The 20,463-nt window shown below is 66.2% G+C and carries 19 protein-coding genes and 1 pseudogene; 10 read left to right on the top strand and 10 right to left on the bottom strand.

What is annotated here, in order from left to right; all coding sequences use genetic code 11:
• The first annotated feature begins 12 nt into the window (after positions 1–12).
• Genes VAPA_RS10120 through VAPA_RS10110 form a run of 3 tightly spaced genes read left to right on the top strand, consistent with a single transcriptional unit; the run spans position 13 to position 2,834 of the window.
• Entirely contained in the window at positions 13–996 is a 984-nt protein-coding gene (locus VAPA_RS10120) for a Bug family tripartite tricarboxylate transporter substrate binding protein (protein WP_021006665.1), read from the top strand.
• Between the two features lie 18 nt (positions 997–1,014).
• Positions 1,015–2,013 carry a tripartite tricarboxylate transporter substrate binding protein gene (locus VAPA_RS10115; RefSeq protein ID WP_021006664.1) on the top strand — a complete coding sequence of 333 codons (999 nt, stop codon included), beginning with the start codon at positions 1,015–1,017 and terminating at the stop codon, positions 2,011–2,013.
• An 11-nt stretch (positions 2,014–2,024) separates the two neighbouring features.
• Complete coding sequence (locus VAPA_RS10110; protein ID WP_021006663.1) at positions 2,025–2,834, top strand: SDR family NAD(P)-dependent oxidoreductase; 810 nt, start codon at positions 2,025–2,027, stop codon at positions 2,832–2,834.
• Positions 2,835–2,854: 20 nt separating this feature from the next.
• Here the strand turns inward: VAPA_RS10110 and VAPA_RS10105 are convergent, their stop codons facing one another.
• The 4 genes from VAPA_RS10105 to VAPA_RS10090 are packed head-to-tail and all read right to left on the bottom strand — an operon-like array spanning position 2,855 to position 8,120.
• Entirely contained in the window at positions 2,855–4,192 is a 1,338-nt protein-coding gene (locus VAPA_RS10105) for an MmgE/PrpD family protein (RefSeq protein ID WP_021006662.1), read from the bottom strand.
• 25 nt (positions 4,193–4,217) lie between these two features.
• The gene (locus VAPA_RS10100; protein WP_021006661.1) at positions 4,218–6,308 is read right to left on the bottom strand and encodes an acetate--CoA ligase family protein; all 2,091 of its coding nucleotides are present in this window, start codon (positions 6,306–6,308) and stop codon (positions 4,218–4,220) included.
• Positions 6,305–7,108, bottom strand: coding sequence for an enoyl-CoA hydratase/isomerase family protein (locus tag VAPA_RS10095; RefSeq protein WP_021006660.1), 804 nt, complete (start codon positions 7,106–7,108; stop codon positions 6,305–6,307). Before VAPA_RS10095 ends, VAPA_RS10100 begins: the two co-directional genes overlap by 4 nt.
• A gap of 13 nt (positions 7,109–7,121) precedes the next feature.
• Positions 7,122–8,120 (bottom strand): tripartite tricarboxylate transporter substrate binding protein, encoded by a 999-nt coding sequence (locus tag VAPA_RS10090; RefSeq protein WP_021006659.1) that lies wholly within the window; start codon positions 8,118–8,120, stop codon positions 7,122–7,124.
• 159 nt (positions 8,121–8,279) lie between these two features.
• On the opposite strand from VAPA_RS10090, the gene VAPA_RS10085 reads away from it, so the two are divergent.
• Positions 8,280–9,077 carry an IclR family transcriptional regulator gene (locus VAPA_RS10085; protein ID WP_155248062.1) on the top strand — a complete coding sequence of 266 codons (798 nt, stop codon included), beginning with the start codon at positions 8,280–8,282 and terminating at the stop codon, positions 9,075–9,077.
• A gap of 22 nt (positions 9,078–9,099) precedes the next feature.
• On the opposite strand, the pseudogene VAPA_RS10080 reads toward VAPA_RS10085, so the two are convergent.
• Positions 9,100–10,015 (bottom strand): annotated as a pseudogene (locus VAPA_RS10080) (LysR family transcriptional regulator).
• Positions 10,016–10,141: 126 nt separating this feature from the next.
• On the opposite strand from VAPA_RS10080, the gene VAPA_RS10075 reads away from it, so the two are divergent.
• The 4 genes from VAPA_RS10075 (at position 10,142) to VAPA_RS10060 (ending at position 13,496) form a co-directional block, all read left to right on the top strand.
• Positions 10,142–11,407: an aromatic ring-hydroxylating dioxygenase subunit alpha gene (locus tag VAPA_RS10075; RefSeq protein WP_021005392.1), complete on the top strand. Its 1,266-nt coding sequence runs from the start codon at positions 10,142–10,144 to the stop codon at positions 11,405–11,407.
• 1 nt (position 11,408) lies between these two features.
• A complete protein-coding gene (locus VAPA_RS10070; protein WP_021005391.1) occupies positions 11,409–11,879 on the top strand; it encodes an aromatic-ring-hydroxylating dioxygenase subunit beta in 471 nt (156 codons plus the stop codon).
• Between the two features lie 8 nt (positions 11,880–11,887).
• Positions 11,888–12,211 (top strand): non-heme iron oxygenase ferredoxin subunit, encoded by a 324-nt coding sequence (locus VAPA_RS10065; RefSeq protein WP_021006656.1) that lies wholly within the window; start codon positions 11,888–11,890, stop codon positions 12,209–12,211.
• A 67-nt stretch (positions 12,212–12,278) separates the two neighbouring features.
• Positions 12,279–13,496, top strand: a complete 1,218-nt coding sequence (locus tag VAPA_RS10060; protein WP_021006655.1) for an NAD(P)/FAD-dependent oxidoreductase — start codon at positions 12,279–12,281, stop codon at positions 13,494–13,496.
• 32 nt (positions 13,497–13,528) lie between these two features.
• Here the strand turns inward: VAPA_RS10060 and VAPA_RS10055 are convergent, their stop codons facing one another.
• Complete coding sequence (locus tag VAPA_RS10055) at positions 13,529–13,918, bottom strand: Rieske 2Fe-2S domain-containing protein (RefSeq protein WP_021006654.1); 390 nt, start codon at positions 13,916–13,918, stop codon at positions 13,529–13,531.
• Positions 13,919–14,015: 97 nt separating this feature from the next.
• On the bottom strand, positions 14,016–15,074 hold the full coding sequence (locus VAPA_RS10050; protein ID WP_021006653.1) for a beta-keto acid cleavage family enzyme: 1,059 nt from the start codon (positions 15,072–15,074) through the stop codon (positions 14,016–14,018).
• A 252-nt stretch (positions 15,075–15,326) separates the two neighbouring features.
• Between VAPA_RS10050 and VAPA_RS10045 the strand changes: the two genes are divergently transcribed.
• Complete coding sequence (locus VAPA_RS10045; RefSeq protein WP_021006652.1) at positions 15,327–16,313, top strand: Bug family tripartite tricarboxylate transporter substrate binding protein; 987 nt, start codon at positions 15,327–15,329, stop codon at positions 16,311–16,313.
• A 25-nt stretch (positions 16,314–16,338) separates the two neighbouring features.
• Positions 16,339–17,379 carry an AraC family transcriptional regulator gene (locus VAPA_RS10040; RefSeq protein WP_021006651.1) on the top strand — a complete coding sequence of 347 codons (1,041 nt, stop codon included), beginning with the start codon at positions 16,339–16,341 and terminating at the stop codon, positions 17,377–17,379.
• Positions 17,380–17,470: 91 nt separating this feature from the next.
• Here VAPA_RS10040 and VAPA_RS10035 read toward each other — a convergent pair whose 3' ends face one another.
• The 3 genes from VAPA_RS10035 to VAPA_RS10025 are packed head-to-tail and all read right to left on the bottom strand — an operon-like array spanning position 17,471 to position 20,422.
• Entirely contained in the window at positions 17,471–18,529 is a 1,059-nt protein-coding gene (locus VAPA_RS10035) for a beta-keto acid cleavage family enzyme (RefSeq protein WP_021006650.1), read from the bottom strand.
• Positions 18,530–18,579: 50 nt separating this feature from the next.
• On the bottom strand, positions 18,580–19,422 hold the full coding sequence (locus tag VAPA_RS10030; protein ID WP_021006649.1) for a TauD/TfdA dioxygenase family protein: 843 nt from the start codon (positions 19,420–19,422) through the stop codon (positions 18,580–18,582).
• Between the two features lie 31 nt (positions 19,423–19,453).
• Positions 19,454–20,422, bottom strand: coding sequence for a Bug family tripartite tricarboxylate transporter substrate binding protein (locus VAPA_RS10025; protein WP_021006648.1), 969 nt, complete (start codon positions 20,420–20,422; stop codon positions 19,454–19,456).
• Positions 20,423–20,463: the final 41 nt, after the last annotated feature.

Here is a 20,463-nt window from a genome sequence, read left to right as displayed (position 1 = left end):
AAGGAGACAAGCATGTTCAAGCACATCCACCGCACCGCCATGACGGTCGCCTTCGCGGGCACTGCGCTGTTCGCGGGCACCGCCGCCAGCGCGCAGGACTACCCCCACAAGCCGATCCGCATGGTCATCCCGTACACGCCGGGCGGCTCGATCGACAACGTGGGGCGCCTGGTCGCGGACCAGCTGCAGCGCCAGCTCGGCCAGCCCATCGTGATCGAGAACACGCCGGGCGCTTCCGGCCTGCTCGGCGCATTGAACGTGAAGAAAGCCAAGGCCGACGGCTACACCTTGCTGTTCAACGCGTCCAGCCAGGCGTATCTGCCGCTGGTGGTGGCCAAGCAGACCTACGACGCGGAGCGCGACTTCACGCCCATCGGCCAGATCGGCTTCGTACCGCTGATCGTTGCGGTCAACAACGCCGTGCCGGCCAGGAACATGGCCGAGTTCGTGCGGTTGGCCAAGGCCAATCCCGGCAAGTACACCTGGGCCACGTCCGGCTTGGGCACGACCAGCCACCTGAGCGAGGAGATGGTCAACCGCGCACTGGGCCTGCAGATGGAGATCGTGCCGTACAAGGGCGCCGTGCCGCAGCTGACCGACGTGGTCGGCGGCCATGTCTCGGCCGCCATCTCGCCCATGCCGGGCGTCACGTCGTTCGTGCAGGCCGGCCGGTTGCGGCCTCTGGCCGTGACAAGCAAGGCGCGCCTCGCGTCGCTGCCGGATGTGCCCACGCTGGCCGAGAGCGGCATGCCCGGGTTCGAACTGCTCTCCTGGTACGGCATCTGGGGCCCGGCCGACCTGCCCGCCGCGATCACGGAGAAGCTCAACGCCGAGATCGGCAAGGCCGTGCAGGCCCCGTCGCTGAAAGCCAGGTTCGCCGAGATGTCGTTCGTGCCTGCGCGGTCCACGCCCGCGGAGTTCAAGCAGTTGATCTCCGAAGACCTGGTCAAGATCGGCAAGGCCGTGAAGGACGCGGGCATCCGCATCGATTTCTGAGCCGCAGGAGCCCCAACCATGCACCCCTCTCGCTTTTCAGCTTCGCGCCGCCAGCTGCTGCGCGCCGGCACTCTGGCGCCTGCCGGGCTGACGCTCGCCTGCCTCGGCGTCTCGGCCGCCGAACCATTCCCTTCGCGCACCATCCGGATCATCGTGCCGTTCACACCGGGCGGGGGTACCGACGTGGTGGGCCGCACGCTGCTGGTCGGCATGCAGGCCGCGCTCGGCCAGGCCCTGATCATCGACAACAAGCCGGGCGCCGGTACGGTCATCGGCACCGACATCGTGGCCAAGGCGCCAGCCGATGGCTACACGCTGCTGATGACCACCTCGGCCATCGCGATCAACGATTCACTGGTCAAGAAGCTGCCCTACGACACGCAGAAGGACATCACCGAGGTCGCTCTGATCTGCACCGGGCCCAACGTGCTGGTCACGCGCGCGGGAAGCCCGTACAAAAGCGTGGCCGACGTGATCGCCGCGGCCAAGGCCGCGCCGGGCAAGCTGACCTATGCCTCATCGGGCAACGGCTCGGCCGTGCACCTGGCCGGCGAGCTCTTCAAGAACATGGCAAGGGTCGATATCGCGCACGTGCCTTATCGCGGCGCAGGCCCGGCCTACAACGACCTGATCGGCGGCCAGGTCGACCTGCTGTTCGGCACGGCCGGCGGCGTGGCCAAGCTGGTGGCCGGCGGCAAGATGCTCCCGATCGGCATCACGTCCGCCAAGCGCAGTGCGGCCTACAAGGACGTGCCGACCATTGCCGAGACGCTGCCGGGGTACGAAGCCGACGTCTGGTACGCGCTGTTCGCGCCGGCCGGCACGCCGCCTGCCGTGATCGCGACCCTGAACGCCGCATTGCGCAAGGCCGCCGAGACACCAGCCTACAGGGACCGGCTTGCGAACGAGGGGTTGACCGTGGCCGCCGGCACGCCCGAGCAGATGACCAGACTGATGCGCGCCGAAGAGGCTCGCTGGCGAAAGGTCGTGGTCGACGGCAAGGTCACCATCGATTGAGGAACACCCCCATGCAACATGCAGGCAACGGACGACTGCAAGGCAAGGTCGCCATCATCGTGGGCGCGGGCCAACTTCCCGGCGGCACCGTCGGCAATGGCCGCGCCGTGGCGGAGCGCTTCGCACAGGAAGGCGCAGCGCTGCTGCTGGTCGACATCCAGCAGGAACTGGCCGAGGCGACGCACGAAGCGGTTGCGGCGTACGGGCAGCGCGCCAGCGTGCTGCGCGCCGACATCACACGCGAGGACGATTGCCGGGCCATTGCCGCCGCGTGCATCGAGCGCTACGGGCGAATCGACATCCTGCACAACAACGTGGGCCGTTCCAAGGGCGACCGACGCACGACCGAGATGGACGCCGGCATGTGGGACGAGATCATGGCCATGAACCTCAAAGGCATGTTCATGACCTGCAAGCACGTGCTGCCGCAGATGGTCTCGCAAGGTGCGGGCAGCATCATCAACGTCTCGTCCACGGCTTCGATGGCCGCGCGACCGACCGTGACCTACAAGACCAGCAAGGGGGCCGTCAACGCGTTCACGCAGCACCTTGCCATGGAGAACGCCGCGCACGGCGTGCGCGCCAACGCCATCCTGCCGGGCCTGATCGACACGCCCATGGCCATCGAGCGGCGCGCGCAGGAACGCGGCGTGTCGCGCGAGGTGGTCCGCGCCGAGCGTGAGGCGCTGGTGCCCATGCGGCGCATGGGAACGGGCTGGGACGTTGCGAACGCCGCCGTATTCCTGGCCTCCGACGAGGCCCGGTACCTGACCGGGGTGCTGCTGCCGGTCGACGGCGGCCTGCTGTGCAAGCGGGGCTAGGCACGCGCGCAAGTACGGGCTCAGACCGCCAGTCCCTGCAGGTCAGCAGCCCGGTCCAGGCCCCATAGGCGCTGCAGCAGTCCCTGCGCGCGTTCGGCACCGATCACCGGCATCGCCAGTTCAAGAAACTTGTCCTCCAGTTCGGCGTCGGACAGCGGCAGCTCGGGGTCGCCCTTGCGGTCGGGCTGCAGCCAGGCGTGGCGCTGACCGTCGACGGTCTCGATCTCCACACGCGCCGAGCGGCGGCCGGGGAAGGCCGCATCGAGCTCCGGATCGACCACGGCCGTGATGCGCGCCATCATGGCGCGCGTGTCGGCATCCACCAGCCGCTCGGGCGTGTAGGCTGCCAGCCGCACGCTGCCATGCACCAGCGCCGTGGCCACCACGAAGCGCAGGCTGAAGCGGGCTTCGTTCTCGGTGCGCGGGTCTTCGTAGCAGGCAATGTCGAGCGCGGGGCCGTAAGTCGCCACATGGACGTGGCGAATGTCCGATGCGCGCAGGCCGTACCGGCGTGCGAGTTCCAGAGCACCGTCGATGGCGGCGAAGGTGTGGCCGCAACCGACATGGTTCTTGAAGGTCAGCCGCGTGACGTGGAAGTCACGCCCCAGCGTCTCGCCCACCTTCGACCAGTCCGGGCCGTCGCTCATGGCGCGGCCGAAGCCGGCCTCGCCGTCCAGCACGTCCAACGAGCCCGTCACGCCCTGCGCGGCCAACTGCGCGGCGAGCACGCCGCCCTCGGCGGCGCGGCCCGCGTGCAGGGGCTTGGACATCGAATCCATGCGGAACGCCTGCTGCAGCCCGGCTGCGAAGGTGGCGGCCGTGGCCAGCGCATGTGCGAAGGGCGCGCCCTGCAGCCCCAGCAGGCCCGCAGCGGCGGAGGCGGCCCCGAAAGTGCCCACCGTTCCCGTGTTGTGCCAATGGCGATAGTGCGGCCGCCCCATCACCACGCCGATGCGGGTCGAAACCTCGTAGCCGAGCACCACGCCGCGCAGGAAGTCCAGGCCCGCGGCGTTGCCATCCTGCGCGATGGCAAGCGCCGCCGCCACGGTGGCGGCACCAGGGTGGTACATGGCGTCGCGGAAGCTGTCGTCCACCTCCGCGGCATGGGCCGCCGTACCGTTGAGCAGCGCGGCCACGCGGGGCGTTGCACAACGGCCGTCGGGCAGGCGCGCACGGCCGCGATCCAGGTCGTCCGCCAGCAACGCACGAAGCTGCGGCATCGGCGCCACCGCCAAACCCGGAAACAGCGCCGCATACCAGTCGATCACGGCACGTTTCGCGTGGTGCAGTACTTCGTCATCCAGCCGGGCCTGGTGGAATTCGGTGGCGTAGCGGGCAAATACTTCAGTGGCATGCATGGTCAGGTCCGATCAGTTTCAACGCTCAGGCGAGCACGACGACGCCGTCAGCGGCACGCACGCCCTGCCCCTGCGGCAACACGAAGACCGGATTGATCTCGGCTTCGACCAGGCGCTCGCCGAGCTGGGCCGCCATTTTCGAGAAGGCGACGATGGCATCGACCAGCGCCTCGACATCGGCCTTGGGGCGGCCGCGGAAACCGTCCAGCAATGGCCAGGTCTTCAGTTCGCGCGCCATGGAGAGCGCGTCCTCGCGGCTCAGACCACCCTGGGCGGGCAACAGCCGCATCGTGGTGTCCTTGAACAACTCGGCCGTGATGCCGCCCATGCCCAACAGGATGGCCGTGCCCAGCACATCGTGGTGCACGCCCAGGATCAGCTCCGTGCCGCCGCCCACCATTTCCTGCACCAGGAAGCGCCGGGGCCGCACGCCTGCCTTGCTCTCGACTTCAGAGGCCATTGCCAGCAGGCGCGCCCCCACCGTCTCGGCCGTGAGGCTCACGGCGACGCCGCCGACATCGCTCTTGTGCGTGATCTCGGCCGACAGAATCTTGAGCACGACTCGGCCGCCCAGTTCGCGCGCCGCAGCTTCGGCCTGGGTTGGCGTGGCCACGACCACCTCGCGCGCGCAGGGCACGCCGAAACGGGTGAACAGCTGCTTGGCCTGGGCTTCGTCCAGGGAGCCTGCCGGCAGGTCGTCGACGAGCACGGCCGCCGCGGGCGCGCTGAACGTCGGCTCTTGCCAGCTGCCGACATTCAGCATCGCGCCCAGCGCGCTGGTGCAGCTTTCGGCCGCGGCAAATGCGGGCACACCGCGCTGCGTGAGCAAGGCCGCGACTTCGGGCGCATGCGGGCTCACGTAGGCGATCACCGGCTTGTCCGAGTGGGGCAGGCAGTCCTGGATGGCGCCTGCCATCAGTTCCGGCATGGCCAGGCTGGAGGAGCCGACGATGATCGCCAGCGCGTCGTAGCTGGGGCTCTTGAGCAGGATATTGATGGCGCCGCGCAGCAGGTCCGGCTGCAGACCCGCCAAGGTCACGTCGATGGGATTGCGGTCGAGCACGGCGTGATCGCCGGTCTGCAGCGCGCGCAAAGCCTCGGCCGTCGCAGCGTCCGGCGCCGGCGTCTCGAAGCCTCGCATGCCCAGATCGTCCGAAACCAGAGTTCCGGCTCCGCCCGTCGAGGTCAGGATGGCCACGCGCTTGCCGCGCAGCTTGCGGCCCGTGGCCAGTGCGACCGGAATGTCGAGCAGGTCGCCAAAGGTCTGGGCGCGAATCACGCCGACCTGCCTGAACAACGCGTCGTACATGCTGTCGGCCCCCGCCAATGCACCGGTGTGCGATACGGCAGCCTTCGCGCCGGCTTCGGAGCGACCGATCTTGAACGCGACGACAGGCTTGCCCGCGCGCGCCGCCTTCAGCGCAGCGGCACGAAACTTCCCGGGGTTGCGGACGCTCTCCACGTAGAGTGCAATGACCTTGGTGTCCGCGTCGTCAGCCAGATGATCGACAAAATCCGCCAGGTCCAGATCCACCTCGTTGCTGGTCGAGATCAATTTCGACAGGCCGATGCCGCGTGCAGCGGCACGCGAAAGCAATGCGCCGAGGATGCCCCCGCTTTGCGAGACCACGCCGATCCCGCCGACCGGAAAATGATCCATCTCGAGCGCGCCGCTGGCGGAGAGCACGATGTTGTCGGTCAGGTTGACAAGTCCGATCGTGTTGGGGCCGAGGATCCGCATGCTGCCGGCGGCCTCGATGAGTTGCTGCTGGCGACGCGCGCCCTCCTCCCCGGTTTCCGTGTAGCCGCTGGCGAGCACGATCGCCGCAGCGCTCCCCTTGGCCGCGAGTTCGCGCACGGCCTGATGCGCCCGCTCCGCGCCCAGCAGCACGATGCCAACATCGGGCGTGCCGGGAATCGAGGCGATGTCGGGATAGCAGGTCAGGCCGCCAATGGAGTCGACACGCGGATTGACCGGGTAGATCTCGCCCGTGAATCCGTGCTTGCGCAGGTAGGCCACCGGGCGGCCGGCGGTCTTGGCGGCATCCGCCGAAGCGCCGATCACTGCGACGCTGCGCGGCTTGAGGAGCCTGGTGATGGAGTTCGGTTCGGTCATCTCGTCGTCCCGTTTTTCGCGCTGCTCTTGGCCAGGAAGGCCATCACCGACTCGCGATGCTCGGTGCTGGTGTAGCAAATGCCCTGCGCCTGGCTCCCCTGTGCGAACACCTGGTGCGCGGACAACTCGAAGCTCTGGTTGAGGATCGTCTTTCCGAGGGCCAATGCGGTGGCCGATCCCTTGCTCATCTCGGCCGCCCAGCGCTGCGCATCGGCAACGAGGGTCTCGGCATCCGACTGGCGATCGGCGATGCCGAGGCGCAGCGCCTCTTCAAGCTCGACCTTCCGGCCGCTGAAGATCAGTTCCTTGGCTTTCGAGAGGCCCACTCGGCGCGGCAGGAAGTACATGCCGCCGCCATCGGGAACGATGCCGCGATGGATGTAGGACCACGTGAAGCTCGCCGCATCCGAAGCGATGATGAAGTCGCAGGCCAGGGCCGTGTCGGCTCCCAGGCCGGAAGCCGCCCCGTTGACGGCAGCGATCGTTGGCTTGGGCATGGTGTGCAGCAGCGATTGGGTGTGGTGCACACGTTGCTGGCGGCTCCAGCCGTTGAAGCCCACCTCGCCGGCAGGCGCCTGCATCCGCCGTTCCATTCCGGCGACGTCCCCGCCGGCGCAGAAGCCCTTGCCGCGCCCGGTGAGCACCAATGCGCGAATCGCCTTGTCGCATGTCACATGCTCCAGCGCCGCGATGAATTGCGTGCGCATGTCGTCGCTCATGGCGTTGCGCTTCTCGGGACGGTTCAGCCACAGGGTGGCGATGCCGCCTGCAACTTCCAGCTCGATCAATTGTTCAGTCATTTCACCGTTCCCCTCATTCGTTGGTGATGTTGTTTTCCTTGACGACCTTGCGCCAACGCGCTTCCTCGCCCTTGGCGTACTTGTCGAAGTCCGCCGGCGAGCCCCCGTTGATCACGAGGCCCTCCCCTTCCACGCGCTTGCGAAAGGCCTCCGTCTGGACGGCCTTCTTGGCGGCGGCGTTCAGGCGGGCGATGACGTCAGCGGGAGTGCCGGCAGGCACATACAGGCCGTACCAGCTGTCGGCCACGTAGCCAGGCACGCCGCTTTCCGCAATCGTCGGCACCTTGGCAAGCGCGTGGGAGGACGATCGCGTGGCCGTGGTGACTGCAAGCGCGCGCAGCTTGCCGCTTTCGACGAAGGTGCCCACTGCAGCCGCGGTTGCGAACATGACGTCCACCTGGCCGCCCAACAGATCGGTGATGGCCGGACCGGCGCCCCGGTAGGGAATGTGGGTGATGTTCGTCTTCGTCAGGTTCTTGAAGAGTTCACCGGCAAGGTGCGCCGAAGTGCCTGCGCCTTGCGATGCGAACGAGAGCTTGCCCGGATTTGCCTTGGCTGCGTTGATGAGATCCTTGACCGATTTGAGCGGGCTGTCTGTCCGCACCACCAGCACATTCGGAGAAACCCCGACGAGCATGACCGGCGCGAAGGCCTTCTCGTAGTCGTAGGGCAGCTTGCTCTGGATGCTGGGGTTCACCACATGCGCAACGGTGGCCATCACCATCGTGTAGCCGTCGGGTGCAGCCTTCGCCACCGCGTCCGTTCCGATGATCGTGCCGGCGCCGGGCTTGTTGTCGATGATGACCGGCTGACCCAGTTCCTGGCCCATCGCGATGCCCATGGTGCGGGCGACCAGATCGGTGCCGCCGCCCGGTGCAAACGGCACGACGATCTTGACGGGCTTGTCGGGGAACGCGGCGAGTGCCGGCGTCGGGATTGCAGCGGTCGCCGCTGCGATCGAAAAAAAGACCGAGACGGTCCTGAAGCATGCCGAGAGCAGGCCTTTTTGCATGATTGTCTCCAAATGGAAGAAGGTCGAAGGAAGCAGGATCGATGGCGGCTTGGGTCTTCTCATCGAGTGCCTCCAGCTTAGGTTCCCGGAGCACCTTGCGCACCCCCCTATTTCCAATCAATGGAATTACACTGCGCGATCCCTTCAACCCCGAACCCCATGTTCATGTCCACCAGACGCCAACATTTCGAAGAGCCGACGCTGAATCGATCTCTCGAGCGGGGGATCGAGATCCTCCGGGCCTTCAGGCCCGGTGCCGACCTGCTGGGAAACGGCGAGATCGCGGAGCGCACCGGGCTTTCGCGCGCCACCGTCAGCCGCCTGACCCAGACATTGGTCGAAACCGGAATGCTCGAGCATGATCGGAGCCTTCGGGCCTACCGGCTTGCCGCGCCGGTATTGAGCTTTGCCCACGCCATGCGCGCCGGCTCCCCGGTGTTGAACACGGTCGCCCCGCTGATGCGAGCCCTGGCGGAGAAACTTCGCATCAATGTCGGCCTGGCTGTTCCGGACCGGGACGAAATGGTCTACCTCGAATCGGTCCGCTACAACCGGAGGGTTTCGCTGCGCAACGTCGTTGCGGGCCAGCGGGTGCCGATGGAGCTCACTTCGCTTGGCCGGGCCTACCTGGCGGTCGCCGACGAGCCCCGGCGGCGCGCTCTCATGGCACAGTTCCGCGAAAGACGCCAAAGCGGCTGGAACCAGATTCGTGACGAGATCAGAAGCGCAGCCCGAAGCGTGGCTGAGCGCGGCTTTTGTACCGCTTCCTGGCAACCGGAGGTGGTCGCCCTCGCGACGCCGATCGCGGTGGAAGACCGCCCTGTCTACGTGCTCAACGCGAGCGTCACGACGAAGGCCGGCATTGCGGAGACTGAGTCGATGCTCGCAGGCCCGCTGCTCCAGCTCTCAGGGAATGTGAAAGCCGCCCTCGCCGCGTTGGAGATTCGGAAAGCCTAGCGAGGCGCCGACCTTCAAAGCCCTAGTCGGGCGCGCCTTCCCCATGCAGCCCGACGATCAGCGAGCGCAGCCACGTGATGGCCGGGTCCTTGTGAAAGCGACCATGCCAGAACAGGTTGATCGCAATCTCGGGCAGCTTGGCCGGGTGACGGATGTAGGACAGTTCGAAAGGCCCCGCCAAAGCCTGCGCGAGCCGCTCCGGAACGGTCGCGACCAGGTCGGAGTCGTGAAGGATGTGGCCCACGGCGACATAGTGCGGAACGGTGAGGACCACCTTTCGCACCACCTTCTTCCGGCCGAGGATTTCGTCGGCGTTGCCGTGGCCCGTTCCCGCGGAGATCACGACGACGTGATCGGCCGAGGAAAACTCGCTCAATGAAACCGTCTTCTTGTCGAGGGGATGCCCACGCCGGAACATGCAGACGTACTGCTGCTTGAACAGCCGCCGCTGAAAGTACCCCGCCTTGAGCTGCGGCAACAGGCCGATCGCAAGGTTCACATGGCCCGCTTCCATCTCATCCTGCAGGTTCACGGCCGTGTTGCGAACGGTGCTGATGGACACATTCGGCGCAAGACGTGCCACTTCCTTCATCAGCTTGGGCAGGAAGTAGATCTCGCCGATGTCCGTCATGCCCACCGTGAAGGCGCGCTTCGAAGTCGACGGGTCGAACGACGCCTTCTGGTTGATCGCCGCGTGGATGACTTGCAATGCGCTCGCGGTGGGTCCCGCAAGCTGCTGTGCATACGGCGTCGGCTCCATGCCGTTGGGCGTTCGAAGGAACAACTGGTCATCGGTGAGCTTGCGCAGTCGAGCCAGCGCGTTGCTCACGCCCGGCTGGGAAAGACCAAGGCTGACTGGCCGCCTTCGAGACGCGCCGATCGACGAGCAACTGATGGAAAACGACCAGAAGGTTGAGGTCGATGTCTTTGAGCTCCATGACGCCTCACATTCGCGGAATCAATCTGAACTATTCCCCATATTCTATTGAGCGATGGCACCGGAATGGCGATCATTGCTGCACACAAGACGCTGTTCCCCTACGGCAGCACAGGAGACACAAGACATGGACGACACATCGGCCGTCTTCCCCCAGAAGATCCACTGGGAAAGCCAAGGCACCAGCCGGATCCCCTTCATGGCCTACACCGAGGCCGATCAGCATCGACAAGAGCTGGAGCGCTTCTTCTATCGAAACCACTGGTGCTACGTCGGCCTCGAGGCCGAGGTTCCGGAGATCGGGGACTTCAAGCGAACGGTCGTCGGCGAACGCTCCGTGATCATGGTGCGCGACGCCGCGGATTCCATCAGCGTCGTCGAGAACGTGTGCGCTCACCGGGGCATGCAGTTCTGCCGCGAGCGCCATGGGAGCCGCAAGGCGGAGGGGTTCACCTGCCCTTATCACCAGTGGAACTACACGCTCACCGGCGACCTGCAGGGAGTGCCCTTCCGCCGGGGCGTCAAACAGGATGGAAAAGTCAACGGCGGGATGCCCGCCGACTTCAAGCCCGCCGAGCATGGCCTGAACAAACTCAAGGTCGCGACCCGCGGGGGTGTCGTCTTTGCATCCTTCGACCCCGACGTCGAATCGCTCGAAGACTTCATGGGGCCGGAGATCCTGGGTTATTTCGATCGGCTGTTCAACGGCCGAAAGCTGAAGATCCTCGGCTACAACCGCCAGCGCATTCCGGGCAACTGGAAGCTGATGCAGGAGAACATCAAGGACCCATACCACCCGGGCCTGCTGCACACCTGGTTCGTCACCTTCGGTCTCTGGCGTGCCGACAACAAGTCGGAGCTCAAGATGGATCGGCACCATCGGCATGCCGCCATGATTTCAACGCGTGGTGCGAGCGGCAAGGCCGACCAGGTCACCCAGGTGTCGAGCTTCAAGGAAAGCATGCAGCTCAACGACCCCCGCTTCCTCGACATCGTGCCGGAGCCCTGGTGGGGCGGACCGACGGCTGTGATGATGACGCTGTTCCCGAGCGTGATCTTTCAACAGCAGGTCAACAGTGTCTCTACGCGCCACATCCAACCGAGCGGCCCCGGTGCCTTCGATTTTGTTTGGACCCACTTCGGATTCGAGGACGATACCGAAGAAATGACGCAGCGCCGGCTGCGTCAGGCCAATCTCTTCGGACCCGCCGGATTCGTGTCCGCGGACGACGGTGAAGTGATCGAGTTGTCGCAAAAGGGTTTTGAGCAGAAGCCTTTTCATCGCACGCTCGCCGAGCTTGGCGGACGCGAGGTCGGCGACACGGATCACATGGTCACCGAGACCCTGATCCGGGGCATGTACGAGTACTGGCGCAAGGTGATGGAGGCTTGACGTGGACTTCAAAGACTACTTCGAACTGTCTCAGCTCTACGCCAGCTATGCCCAGGCCGTCAGCTCCAGCCAATGGGAACTCTGGCCCGAATTCTTCACGGAAGACTGCATCTACAGGCTTCAGCCACGAGAGAACTACGACCGCGGCTTTCCGCTGGCGACGCTCTCGTTCGAGAGCAAGGGGATGCTCAAGGACCGTGTCTACGGGATTCGCGAAACCCTGTTTCACGACCCCTACTACCAGCGCCACATTGTCGGAACACCGGTTGTGCTGAAGGCCGAAGCCAATCGCTTCGAGTCGGAGGCCAACTACGCGGTGTTTCGCACCAAGCTCTCCGAGCTTTCAACAGTCTTCAGCGTCGGGCGCTACATCGACGTCGTCGTACGGACCGAACAGGGACTGAAATTCGCTTCGCGGCAGGTCATCTATGACAGCGAAATGATCCCGAACTCCGTCATCTACCCGTTGTGAGGCAACCCATGAGCGATCCTGATTTCCAATGGACCGACGCGGCTCCGGTCGATGAAGTACCGACAGACGATGTCGTGGGCATGCTCGTCGACGGACGCGACATTGCCCTGTACGGCGTAGACGGCCAGATCTATGCAACCGACAACATCTGCACCCACGGGCACGCCCGCCTGTGCGAGGGCTTCCTGGAGGGGCACGAGATCGAATGCCCTCTGCACCAGGGCAAGTTCGACGTGCGCAATGGCGCACCGATGTGCGCCCCCGTGACGGAAGCGATCCGCTCCTATCCGGTGAAGATCGAAGGCGGCCGGGTGTTTCTTTCACTGGGCTGATTCAGCTGCATGGCAATGCTCGCGCACCGAGCCCAGACACACCGTTCCGCAACGGCCCGGAGGCCCCATGAGTGATCGGACGATCGTGATCGTGGGCAGTGGCCAGGCCGGAGGATGGGCTGCGCAGACGCTGCGCAGCGACGGCTTCGATGGCCGGGTGGTGCTGATCGGCGACGAACCTCACCGCCCCTACGAAAGGCCGCCCCTGTCAAAGGCGGTGCTCGCAGGCGATGCGCATCCGGACACGACCTACCTGCAGAAATCGGAAGCGTTCGATGCGCTGAACCTCGACTGGCGCCCCGATGTCAGCGCAACGCGCATCGACAGGACCGCGAAACGACTGCATCTGAGCCACGGCGAGCCGATTCACTACGACAGCTTGATCCTCTGCACCGGAGGACGGGCGCGCCGTTTGGGCATCCCGGGTTCCGATCTGCCTGGCATCTTCACCCTGCGCAGCATCGGCGATGCGGCAGCGCTCGGTGCGGCGCTCGTTGCCGGAAAGCGGCTGCTTGTCGTAGGCGGCGGATGGATCGGGCTGGAGGTCGCGGCGACCGCCCGGAAGAAGGGCCTGGACGTCACCGTCGTCGAGGCCATGGGTCGGCTGTGCGAGCGCACGGTTCCTGCGGAGATTTCCAGCTACCTGCTGCGGCTTCACACCGCGCATGGCGTTCAGGTCGAGTTGGGTGCGGGGATCGAGCAGTTGGCCCAAGGGCCGGGCGAAGACCTGACGGCAACCCTCAGCGACGGACGGGAGCTGGCTTGCGACGTGGTTCTCTTCGGCGTTGGATTGATCGCGAACGATGAACTCGCACGCGAAGCGGGTCTGGCATGTGAAGGCGGCGTCCTGGTCGATTCCCAGTGCCGGACCTCGGATCCGGACATCCTTGCCGCTGGCGACGTCGCGATCTGGCACTGCGACTGGGCTGCCCGGCGCATGCGACTGGAGTCCTGGCAGAACGCCCAGGAGCAAGGGATCGCGGCCGCGCGCGCCGCGCTGGGAGCCACGGTGAACCATCAGCCGCTGCCGTGGTTCTGGTCCGACCAATACGACGTCAATCTGCAGATCTTCGGCGTTCCGACACCCAGGCACCAGGTGGTCGTGCGCGGCGACGTGGACTCCAACAGCTTTGTCATGTTCTTTCTCGATGCAGACAAAGTTGCCGCGGCGCTCGGGCCGAACGCGGCGCGCGATCTGCGTTTTGCGCGACGCCTGATCGAGCGTCGCACGAGCGTCGATCCCCATCAACTCGCCGACCTCCAGGTCCCTCTTTCCAAGCTCTGAAGGTCGAAAACGAGCGGACGGCTTTCCGCCCCTCAACAGACTCTCATCATGCCCCCCGCCTGTCTCTGGAATTCGAGCGGCAAGGCGCTGCTGGGCAGCTTGAAAGAACCCGAGATACGCGCCTGGCTGAAGGAACGCGAGCTGCCCGCCGTCACCGCCACCACCAAGACCGGCCACGAGGCGCCGCTCCCGCTGCCCTCGGGCACCACGCGGGCGCCGCGATGGCGGCAGACGTTCCGGAAGGCCTGGACCTGCCCCTTCTCCTGGCGCACCAGCAGCAGCGGCACGCCGACGTACGTCAGCGACAGCCACGCGCCCGGCGCCGCGAGCGACGCGCTGGCAGCCACCGGTTGCGGATGCCGGCGCAGCAGGCGCAGTTCCTGGCGCGCGATGGCCTCGTCGGTGTACTGGCCGACCGGCACCCGGTCGCCCTGCCCTTGTGCGTCCGCGCGCCCGTCGAGGGGTGATCGCTCGCAATCTACCGACTGACCAGTCGGTACATCAACGCCTCCTTGTGCGTCAGGTCGGTTTGCGAAGGAAGCCCTGCTGGGCGCCGTTGCGGTTGGGCGCGAAGCCGTTGGCCTGCAGCGTCTCTTCGGCGGTCTCGTAGAAGACGCCGATCTTCATGATCTCGCGCGCCTGCTGCGCGGTGGCGATGGGGCGGCCGAACTCGGTCGAGATGCGCACCAGCTGCTTGATCTGTTCGACCGAGCTCATCTTGCCCGTGCGCGTCTGGTTCCAAAGCACATCCTCGATGCCGCAGCGCACATGAAGGCCCAGGGCGATGCCGATCATGTTCACGGGCAGCACGTTGAGCACGGAGCTCTCGACAGTGACCACAGAGCCGTCGGGTGCGGCGCGCAGGAAGTTGGCCAGGTTGTAGATGTTGGCCTGGTCCATGCCGCCGCTGATCGCCACCCAGTTCATCACCAGCGGGCCCTTGTAGGCGCCGCGGCGGATCATCCGCTCGATGGTTTCGAAGCTGTTGATGTTGTAGCACTGGAACTCGCTCTGGATGCCTGCGGCCGTCAGGCGGCGGATGTGCTCCTCCACCCAGCTGGGGTTCGAGGGCACGATCATGTCCTTGTACGTCGAATACAGCCGCGGGTCGCCGCGCGACAGGCCCTTGAAGTCGTCCAGGCCGGCGTGCTCGGTCACGTTCATCTGCGTGGTGTTGACGGTCACGGTCACCTGGTCGGGCTTGGGCGTGAGCTCGGCCAGCATGTGCCGCGTGTCGTCGCTGAGCCACTTGGCCGCGGAACCGTCATCCTCGGGCGCGAAGCTGATGGAGCCGCCCACCTGGATGACCATCTCCGGCACGCGGGCGCGCACGCCGGCGATCAGTTCGTTGAACATCGACAGGCGCTTGCTGCCCTTGCCATTGGCTTCGCGCACATGCAGGTGCAGCACGGTGGCGCCGGCTTCGTAGCAGTCGACCGCCTTCTGGATCTGCTCTTCCATCGTGACCGGAATGTCTTCCGGAAAGTCGGCAGGAATCCACCCCGGCGCATAGGGGGCGGCCGTGATGATCAGGGGTTGCTGGTTCTCGGGATAGAGGTGGCCGTCGAGGAAGTTCATGGTGATGTGTCTCCGGTGGGAAGGGGTCTCTGACGCCGAAAGTGTCTGGTGCACTTGGGAAAACTTCTTGCTCATCTGGGGCGAGGTTTTGTCTTTTTGGGGCAATGGCGCGTCGCGCGCCGACATCGATTCCGGTGTCGCGATTCGGTAAGTGATCGGCGCCTGTCGCCAAGCATTGGGAGGACGTGGCGCCGGAAAATTCGCATGCTCCCGCGTCTTCCGCTTGCCCCTTTCACCTGAGGATGAACCGTCATGTTTCTGCATCTGCTGCGGCCCCCCCTGATCTCCCTGGCCGCCTTGTGCTGCGCCGTGGCCCCCGCCGCGGCCCAGCCCTGGCCCGACAAGCCCATCCGGCTGATCGTTCCCGCGCCGCCCGGCGGCATCTCCGACGCGTCGGCGCGGCTGCTCGCCGAGCAACTGCGCGTCAACCTCGGCCAGACCCTGCTGGTGGAGAACAAGCCGGGCGGCTCCGCCGTCATCGCCGAGCGCGCGCTGATGGCCGCGCCGGCCGATGGGTACACGCTGATGGTGGGACCGTCGAGCGTGCTGTCCGACATTCCGCTCACCGTGAAGACGCCTTTCGACCCGCTGAAGACCTTCACCTACGTCGGCGAGGTGACGGGCATGTTCCATGTGCTGGTGGCCAACACCGGCTTTGCGCCGAACACGGTCAAGGAACTGCTGGCGCATGCCAGGCAGCATCCGCGCTCGGTGAGCGTGGCCAACCTGAGCGCGGGCACGCGCTCCAACCTGCTGGGCGAGATGCTCAGAGAGCGAAGCGGCAACGACATCCTCGTGGTGCCGTACAAGGGCTCGGCGCCGGCGCTGGTCGACCTGATGGGTGACCAGGTGCAACTGACCTTCGAGGTCGTGAGCAACGTCACTTCGCTGATCCGCAGCGGCAAGATCAAGGCCCTGGCCGTGGCGTCGTCCAAGCGCTCTCGCTTCCTGCCCGACGTGCCCACCTTCGGCGAACTGGGCCTGCCCGACTTCGTGCTGCCGGACGCGAGCGTCGGCGTGTTCGTGCTGAGCAGCATGCCGCTGCCGCTGCAGGAGAAAATCCGCGCCGAGGTGGCCAAGGCCGTGCAGTCGCCGAAATTCCGCGAGGCCCTGCTCGCGCAGAATTACGATCCGCCCCGCGACATGTCGCTGCCGCAGCTGCGCCAGACGCTGGACGCCACGACCGCCCACAATCGGGCCATCATCGAGAAACTGCAACTCAAGATCAGCCCCGAGTGAGCGCGGGGCCCCAAAAAAGCCAGCCATGAAACACCTCGGTCGACTGATGCGCAGCGCGAGCCTCAGCGGCTACGTGGAGCTGGTGCAGTCGCTCGGCCGGGACCCGCATGCCTTCATGCGCACCGTGGGGCTGAAGGCCCAGCTGCTCGAACATCCCGAGACGCTGATCCCGGGCGACGCGGTGCGCGAACTGCTCGAGATCACCGCGCGCGCCACGCGCACCGAAGATTTCGCTCTGCGGCTCGCGGCGCAGCGCAAGCTCTCCGCGCTCGGCCCCATCAGCGTCGTGCTGAAGGAAGAGCCCACGCCGCGCGATGCGCTCGACACGCTGGGCCGCTACCTCAAGCTGGTGAACGCCTCGCTGAGCTTTCGCCTCGAAGACACGGGCGACATGGTCATCATCCAGGAAGACCTGCTGCCCAGCCCCGGGTTGCCGATGCGCCAGTCGATGGAGCTGGCCGTGGGCATCATGTTCCGCATCCTCGGCGAGCTGATCGATCCGCAGTGGCGCCCGCTCCAGGTGTGCTTCACGCACCGCCCGCCGGCGGACGTGTCGGCGCACCGGGCCTTCTTCGGGCGCCACGTCAAGTTCAACCAGGATTTCAATGGCTTGGTCTGCCTGGCGGCCGACCTGCGCAAGCCGCGCGAATCGGGCGACCAGGGCGCGGCGCGTTTCGCGCGCGAGTACCTGGATGCGGCACTGAAGGACCGCGGCGAGAGCACGCGCGAAGCCTGCCGCGAACTCATCCTGGCGCTGATGCCCGGCGGCGGCTGCACGGCGCAGGAGGTGGCGCGGCACCTGCGCGTGGACCGCCGCACGCTGCACCGCCGGCTCGAGGCCGAAGGCTTCACCTTCAGCAGCCTGCTCGACCACGTGCGCTCCGACCTCGTCAAGCGCCACCTGCGCGACAGCGACCTGCCGCTGAGCGAGGTGGCCGAACTGCTGGGCTTCTCGGGGCCCAGCAGCTTCAGCCACTGGTTCCGCAATCACTTCGGCTGCAGCGCCTCGCAGTGGAGCAAGCAGACGGCCGGCGCGGTGGCTCAGGGCGCGGTGCGCGCGTTCTGAGCCAGGTCTTCGAAGCGCAGGGCATGCGACATGTCCTCCAGCAGGCGCCAGAACGCGTGCGTGAAACGCCTCGTCATCGCGATGCGCTCTCTCAGGCCGCCTTGCGCAGGAAGCCCTGGTTGGCCCCGTTGCGATTCGGCGCGAAGCCGTTGGCCGCCAGCGATTCTTCGGCCGTCTCGTAGAACACGCCGATCTTCGAGATCTCGCGCGCCTGCTGCGCCGTGGCGATCGGGCGGCCGAACTGGCGCGAGATTTCCACCAGCTGCCCGATCTGCGCCACGGTGCCGATCTTGGCCGAGCGCGTCTGGTTCCACAGCACGTCCTCGGTGCCGCAGCGCACGTGCAGGCCCATGGCGATGCCCATCATGTTCACAGGCAGCACGTTGCGCACCGAGCTTTCCACGGTAAGCACCGCGCCGTCGGGCACCGCACGCACGAAGTTGGCGAGGTTGTAGATGTTCGGCGCGTCCATGCCGCCGCTGATCGCCACCCAGTTCATCACCAGCGGGCCCTTGTAGACGCCGCGGCGCATGAGCCGCTCGACCGACTCGAAGCTGTTGATGTTGTAGCACTGGAAGGCGCTCTGGATGCCGGCCTTGGTGAGACGGCGGATGTGCTCCTCGACCCAGCCGGGCTGCGCCGGCACCGTCATTTCCTTGTAGGCCTCGAAGATGGCCGGGATTTCGCGCGAGGTGCCCTTGAAGTCCGCCAGTTCGGCATGCTCCGTGACGTTCATCTGCGAGGTGTTGACCGTCACCGTCACCTGGTCGGGCGTCGGCTCCAGTTCGGCCAGCATGTGGCGCGTGTCGTCGCTCAGCCACTTGGCGGCGGCGCCTTCGCTCTCCGGTGCGAAGCTGATCGAGCCGCCCACCTGGATGATCATTTCGGGCACGCGTGCGCGCACGCCGGCGATCAGCTCGTTGAACTTGGACAGCCGCTTGCTGCCCTTGCCGTCGAGTTCGCGTACGTGCAGGTGCAGCACGGTGGCGCCGGCGTTGTAGCAATCGACCGCCTTCTGGATCTGCTCCTCCATCGTGACCGGGATCTCGCCCGGGAAGTCGGAGGGAAGCCAGCCCGGTGCATAGGGGGCAGCGGTGATGATCAGCGGCTGCTGGTTTTCGGGAAAGAGGTGGCCGTCGAGGAAGTTCATGGCGTGGCGTCTTCTGGTTGCAATGCGGATATCGGAAGGAAGCGCACGGCTCAGTACGGCACGTCGCCCACGATGCCGGCGCGTTCCATCTTTCGCGGCGCGGGCCAGTAGTCGTTCAGCGCGTAGTGCTGCGTGCTGCGGTTGTCCCAGACGACCACGTCACCCGGCTGCCACGACCAGCGCACCTGGTACTCGGGAATGGTGGCCCGGCTGAGCAGGTAGTTCAAAAGAAGCGCCGCGCCCGGCGTCTTGTCGATGCCGTGCCGCACGTTCTCGGGGGTGCTGTAATTCACGAAGTGCGTGGTGAAGCTGCCCACATAGAGCACCTTCTCGCCGGTCTCGGGGTGCGTGCGCACCACGGGGTGCTCCACGGGCGGGTTGTCCTGGCCCAGCTTGAGGCGGGCTTCCATCGGCATGACGGCGCCGAACGAATGCTCGATGCTGGCCTTGGCGCGCAGCTTGGCGATCTTCTGCTTGATCTCTTCGGGCAGCTCGTCGTGCGCCTGCACCATGTTCACCCAGATGGTGTCGCCGCCGATCTCGGGGCATTCGATGCAGCGCAGCACCGAGCCCAGCGGCGGGGTCGGGCGCCACAGGCCGTCGCAGTGGTAGGTGTTCTCGTAGCTGTGCTTGTTGTCGCTGCGATGGATGAGCACCAGCCCCGGGTGATCGGGGTCGGAGCCGAGCACCGGATGGTCTTCCAGCGGGCCGAAGCGCTTGGCAAAGGCCACGTGCTCGGCGCGCGTGATGTCCTGGCCGCGAAAGAACAGCACCTTGTGCTTGAGCAGCGCAGCGCGGATGGGCGCAAAGCGCTCGGGGTCGCGCGAAGCCTCGCCCAGGTGAACGTCGGTGACTTCCGCCCCGAGGGAGGGCGTGACGGGTCTGATCTTCATGAGAGGTCTCCGTTGGAATGGCGGGTGCAGGTCAGTTCGCCTGGATGCGGTACTTCTTGACGATGGCGGCGTTGCGCTCCGACAGCGCCCGGGTCTCGGCGATGAGCGCGGGCGTGTCGACGCTGAGTTCGGGCTCCAGCCCCACGTCGATCAGCTTCTGCTGCACGGCGGGGGCCTGGCCGGCCTTCTCGATCACGGCATGCAGCTTGGCCAGCACGTCGGCCGGCAGCTTGCTGGAGCCGATGAAGCCGACCCAGCCACGGAACTGGAGGTCCGGGTAGCCGAGTTCGGTCGTGGTCGGCACGTCGGACAGGAAGCGCGAGCGGGTCTTGCCGGTGAAGGCATAGGGGCGCAGCTTGCCGGCCTTGATGAGCGGCGTCGAGGTCAGCATGCCGTCGAACATGATGTCGACCTGGCCGCCGAGCAGGTCCTGCAGCGCGGGCGGTGAGCCGGGGTAGCCAACGTGCTGCATGTCCAGCCCGGCGCCGTCGTTGAGGATCAGCCCGGCGTATTGCGAGACGGTGCCGGGGCTGTAGCTGGCGAAGCTGGCCTTGCCCTTGCGCGCCTTCAGCTCGGCGATCAGGCCCTGGAAGTCCTTGGCCGGGTAGCTGGCCGCCGACACGAGCACCACGCCCGACCGCGCCACCGACGCGATGGGCACCACGTCCTTGAGCGGGTCGAACGGCATCTTCACCACCTGCGGCGTCTCCGCCAGCACGTTGCTCGCAGCCAGCACGATGGTGTTGCCGTCGGGCGCCGCCTGCAGCATGGCCTGCAGGCCGATCGAGCCGCCGGCGCCGGGGCGGTTCTCGATGATCACGGGCCGGCCGATGTCCAGTGCCATCTGTTGCCCGACGACGCGGGCGACGATGTCCATCGTGCCGCCCGGCGGCGCGGGAACGATGAGCTTCACGGGCTTGTCGCCCAGCGCCCAGGCCCCGAGGGCCATCGAGCATCCGACCAGCGCCGCCGCGGCGCGTGCAAAGTGCAGCAGTTTCATGGGTTGTCTCCGGTTCTTGTCATGCAGGCCTCGGTGGGCCA

Source organism: Variovorax paradoxus B4, from assembly GCF_000463015.1.
In the GTDB taxonomy this organism is placed as follows: Bacteria; Pseudomonadota; Gammaproteobacteria; order Burkholderiales; family Burkholderiaceae_C; genus Variovorax; species Variovorax paradoxus_E.
Note: the sequence above shows the minus strand (reverse complement) of the source record. Positions and strands in the feature narration are given on the sequence as shown.

What these genes read in the sequence shown, in the direction of transcription:
- VAPA_RS10120 (WP_021006665.1), top strand. Translation starts at nt 13, where the DNA reads ATGTTCAAGCACATCCACCGCACCGCCATGACGGTCGCCTTCGCGGGC.
- VAPA_RS10115 (WP_021006664.1), top strand. Translation starts at nt 1,015, where the DNA reads ATGCACCCCTCTCGCTTTTCAGCTTCGCGCCGCCAGCTGCTGCGCGCC.
- VAPA_RS10110 (WP_021006663.1), top strand. Translation starts at nt 2,025, where the DNA reads ATGCAACATGCAGGCAACGGACGACTGCAAGGCAAGGTCGCCATCATC.
- VAPA_RS10105 (WP_021006662.1), bottom strand. Translation starts at nt 4,192, where the DNA reads ATGCATGCCACTGAAGTATTTGCCCGCTACGCCACCGAATTCCACCAG.
- VAPA_RS10100 (WP_021006661.1), bottom strand. Translation starts at nt 6,308, where the DNA reads ATGACCGAACCGAACTCCATCACCAGGCTCCTCAAGCCGCGCAGCGTC.
- VAPA_RS10095 (WP_021006660.1), bottom strand. Translation starts at nt 7,108, where the DNA reads ATGACTGAACAATTGATCGAGCTGGAAGTTGCAGGCGGCATCGCCACC.
- VAPA_RS10090 (WP_021006659.1), bottom strand. Translation starts at nt 8,120, where the DNA reads ATGCAAAAAGGCCTGCTCTCGGCATGCTTCAGGACCGTCTCGGTCTTT.
- VAPA_RS10085 (WP_155248062.1), top strand. Translation starts at nt 8,280, where the DNA reads ATGTTCATGTCCACCAGACGCCAACATTTCGAAGAGCCGACGCTGAAT.
- VAPA_RS10075 (WP_021005392.1), top strand. Translation starts at nt 10,142, where the DNA reads ATGGACGACACATCGGCCGTCTTCCCCCAGAAGATCCACTGGGAAAGC.
- VAPA_RS10065 (WP_021006656.1), top strand. Translation starts at nt 11,888, where the DNA reads ATGAGCGATCCTGATTTCCAATGGACCGACGCGGCTCCGGTCGATGAA.
- VAPA_RS10060 (WP_021006655.1), top strand. Translation starts at nt 12,279, where the DNA reads ATGAGTGATCGGACGATCGTGATCGTGGGCAGTGGCCAGGCCGGAGGA.
- VAPA_RS10050 (WP_021006653.1), bottom strand. Translation starts at nt 15,074, where the DNA reads ATGAACTTCCTCGACGGCCACCTCTATCCCGAGAACCAGCAACCCCTG.
- VAPA_RS10045 (WP_021006652.1), top strand. Translation starts at nt 15,327, where the DNA reads ATGTTTCTGCATCTGCTGCGGCCCCCCCTGATCTCCCTGGCCGCCTTG.
- VAPA_RS10040 (WP_021006651.1), top strand. Translation starts at nt 16,339, where the DNA reads ATGAAACACCTCGGTCGACTGATGCGCAGCGCGAGCCTCAGCGGCTAC.
- VAPA_RS10035 (WP_021006650.1), bottom strand. Translation starts at nt 18,529, where the DNA reads ATGAACTTCCTCGACGGCCACCTCTTTCCCGAAAACCAGCAGCCGCTG.
- VAPA_RS10030 (WP_021006649.1), bottom strand. Translation starts at nt 19,422, where the DNA reads ATGAAGATCAGACCCGTCACGCCCTCCCTCGGGGCGGAAGTCACCGAC.
- VAPA_RS10025 (WP_021006648.1), bottom strand. Translation starts at nt 20,422, where the DNA reads ATGAAACTGCTGCACTTTGCACGCGCCGCGGCGGCGCTGGTCGGATGC.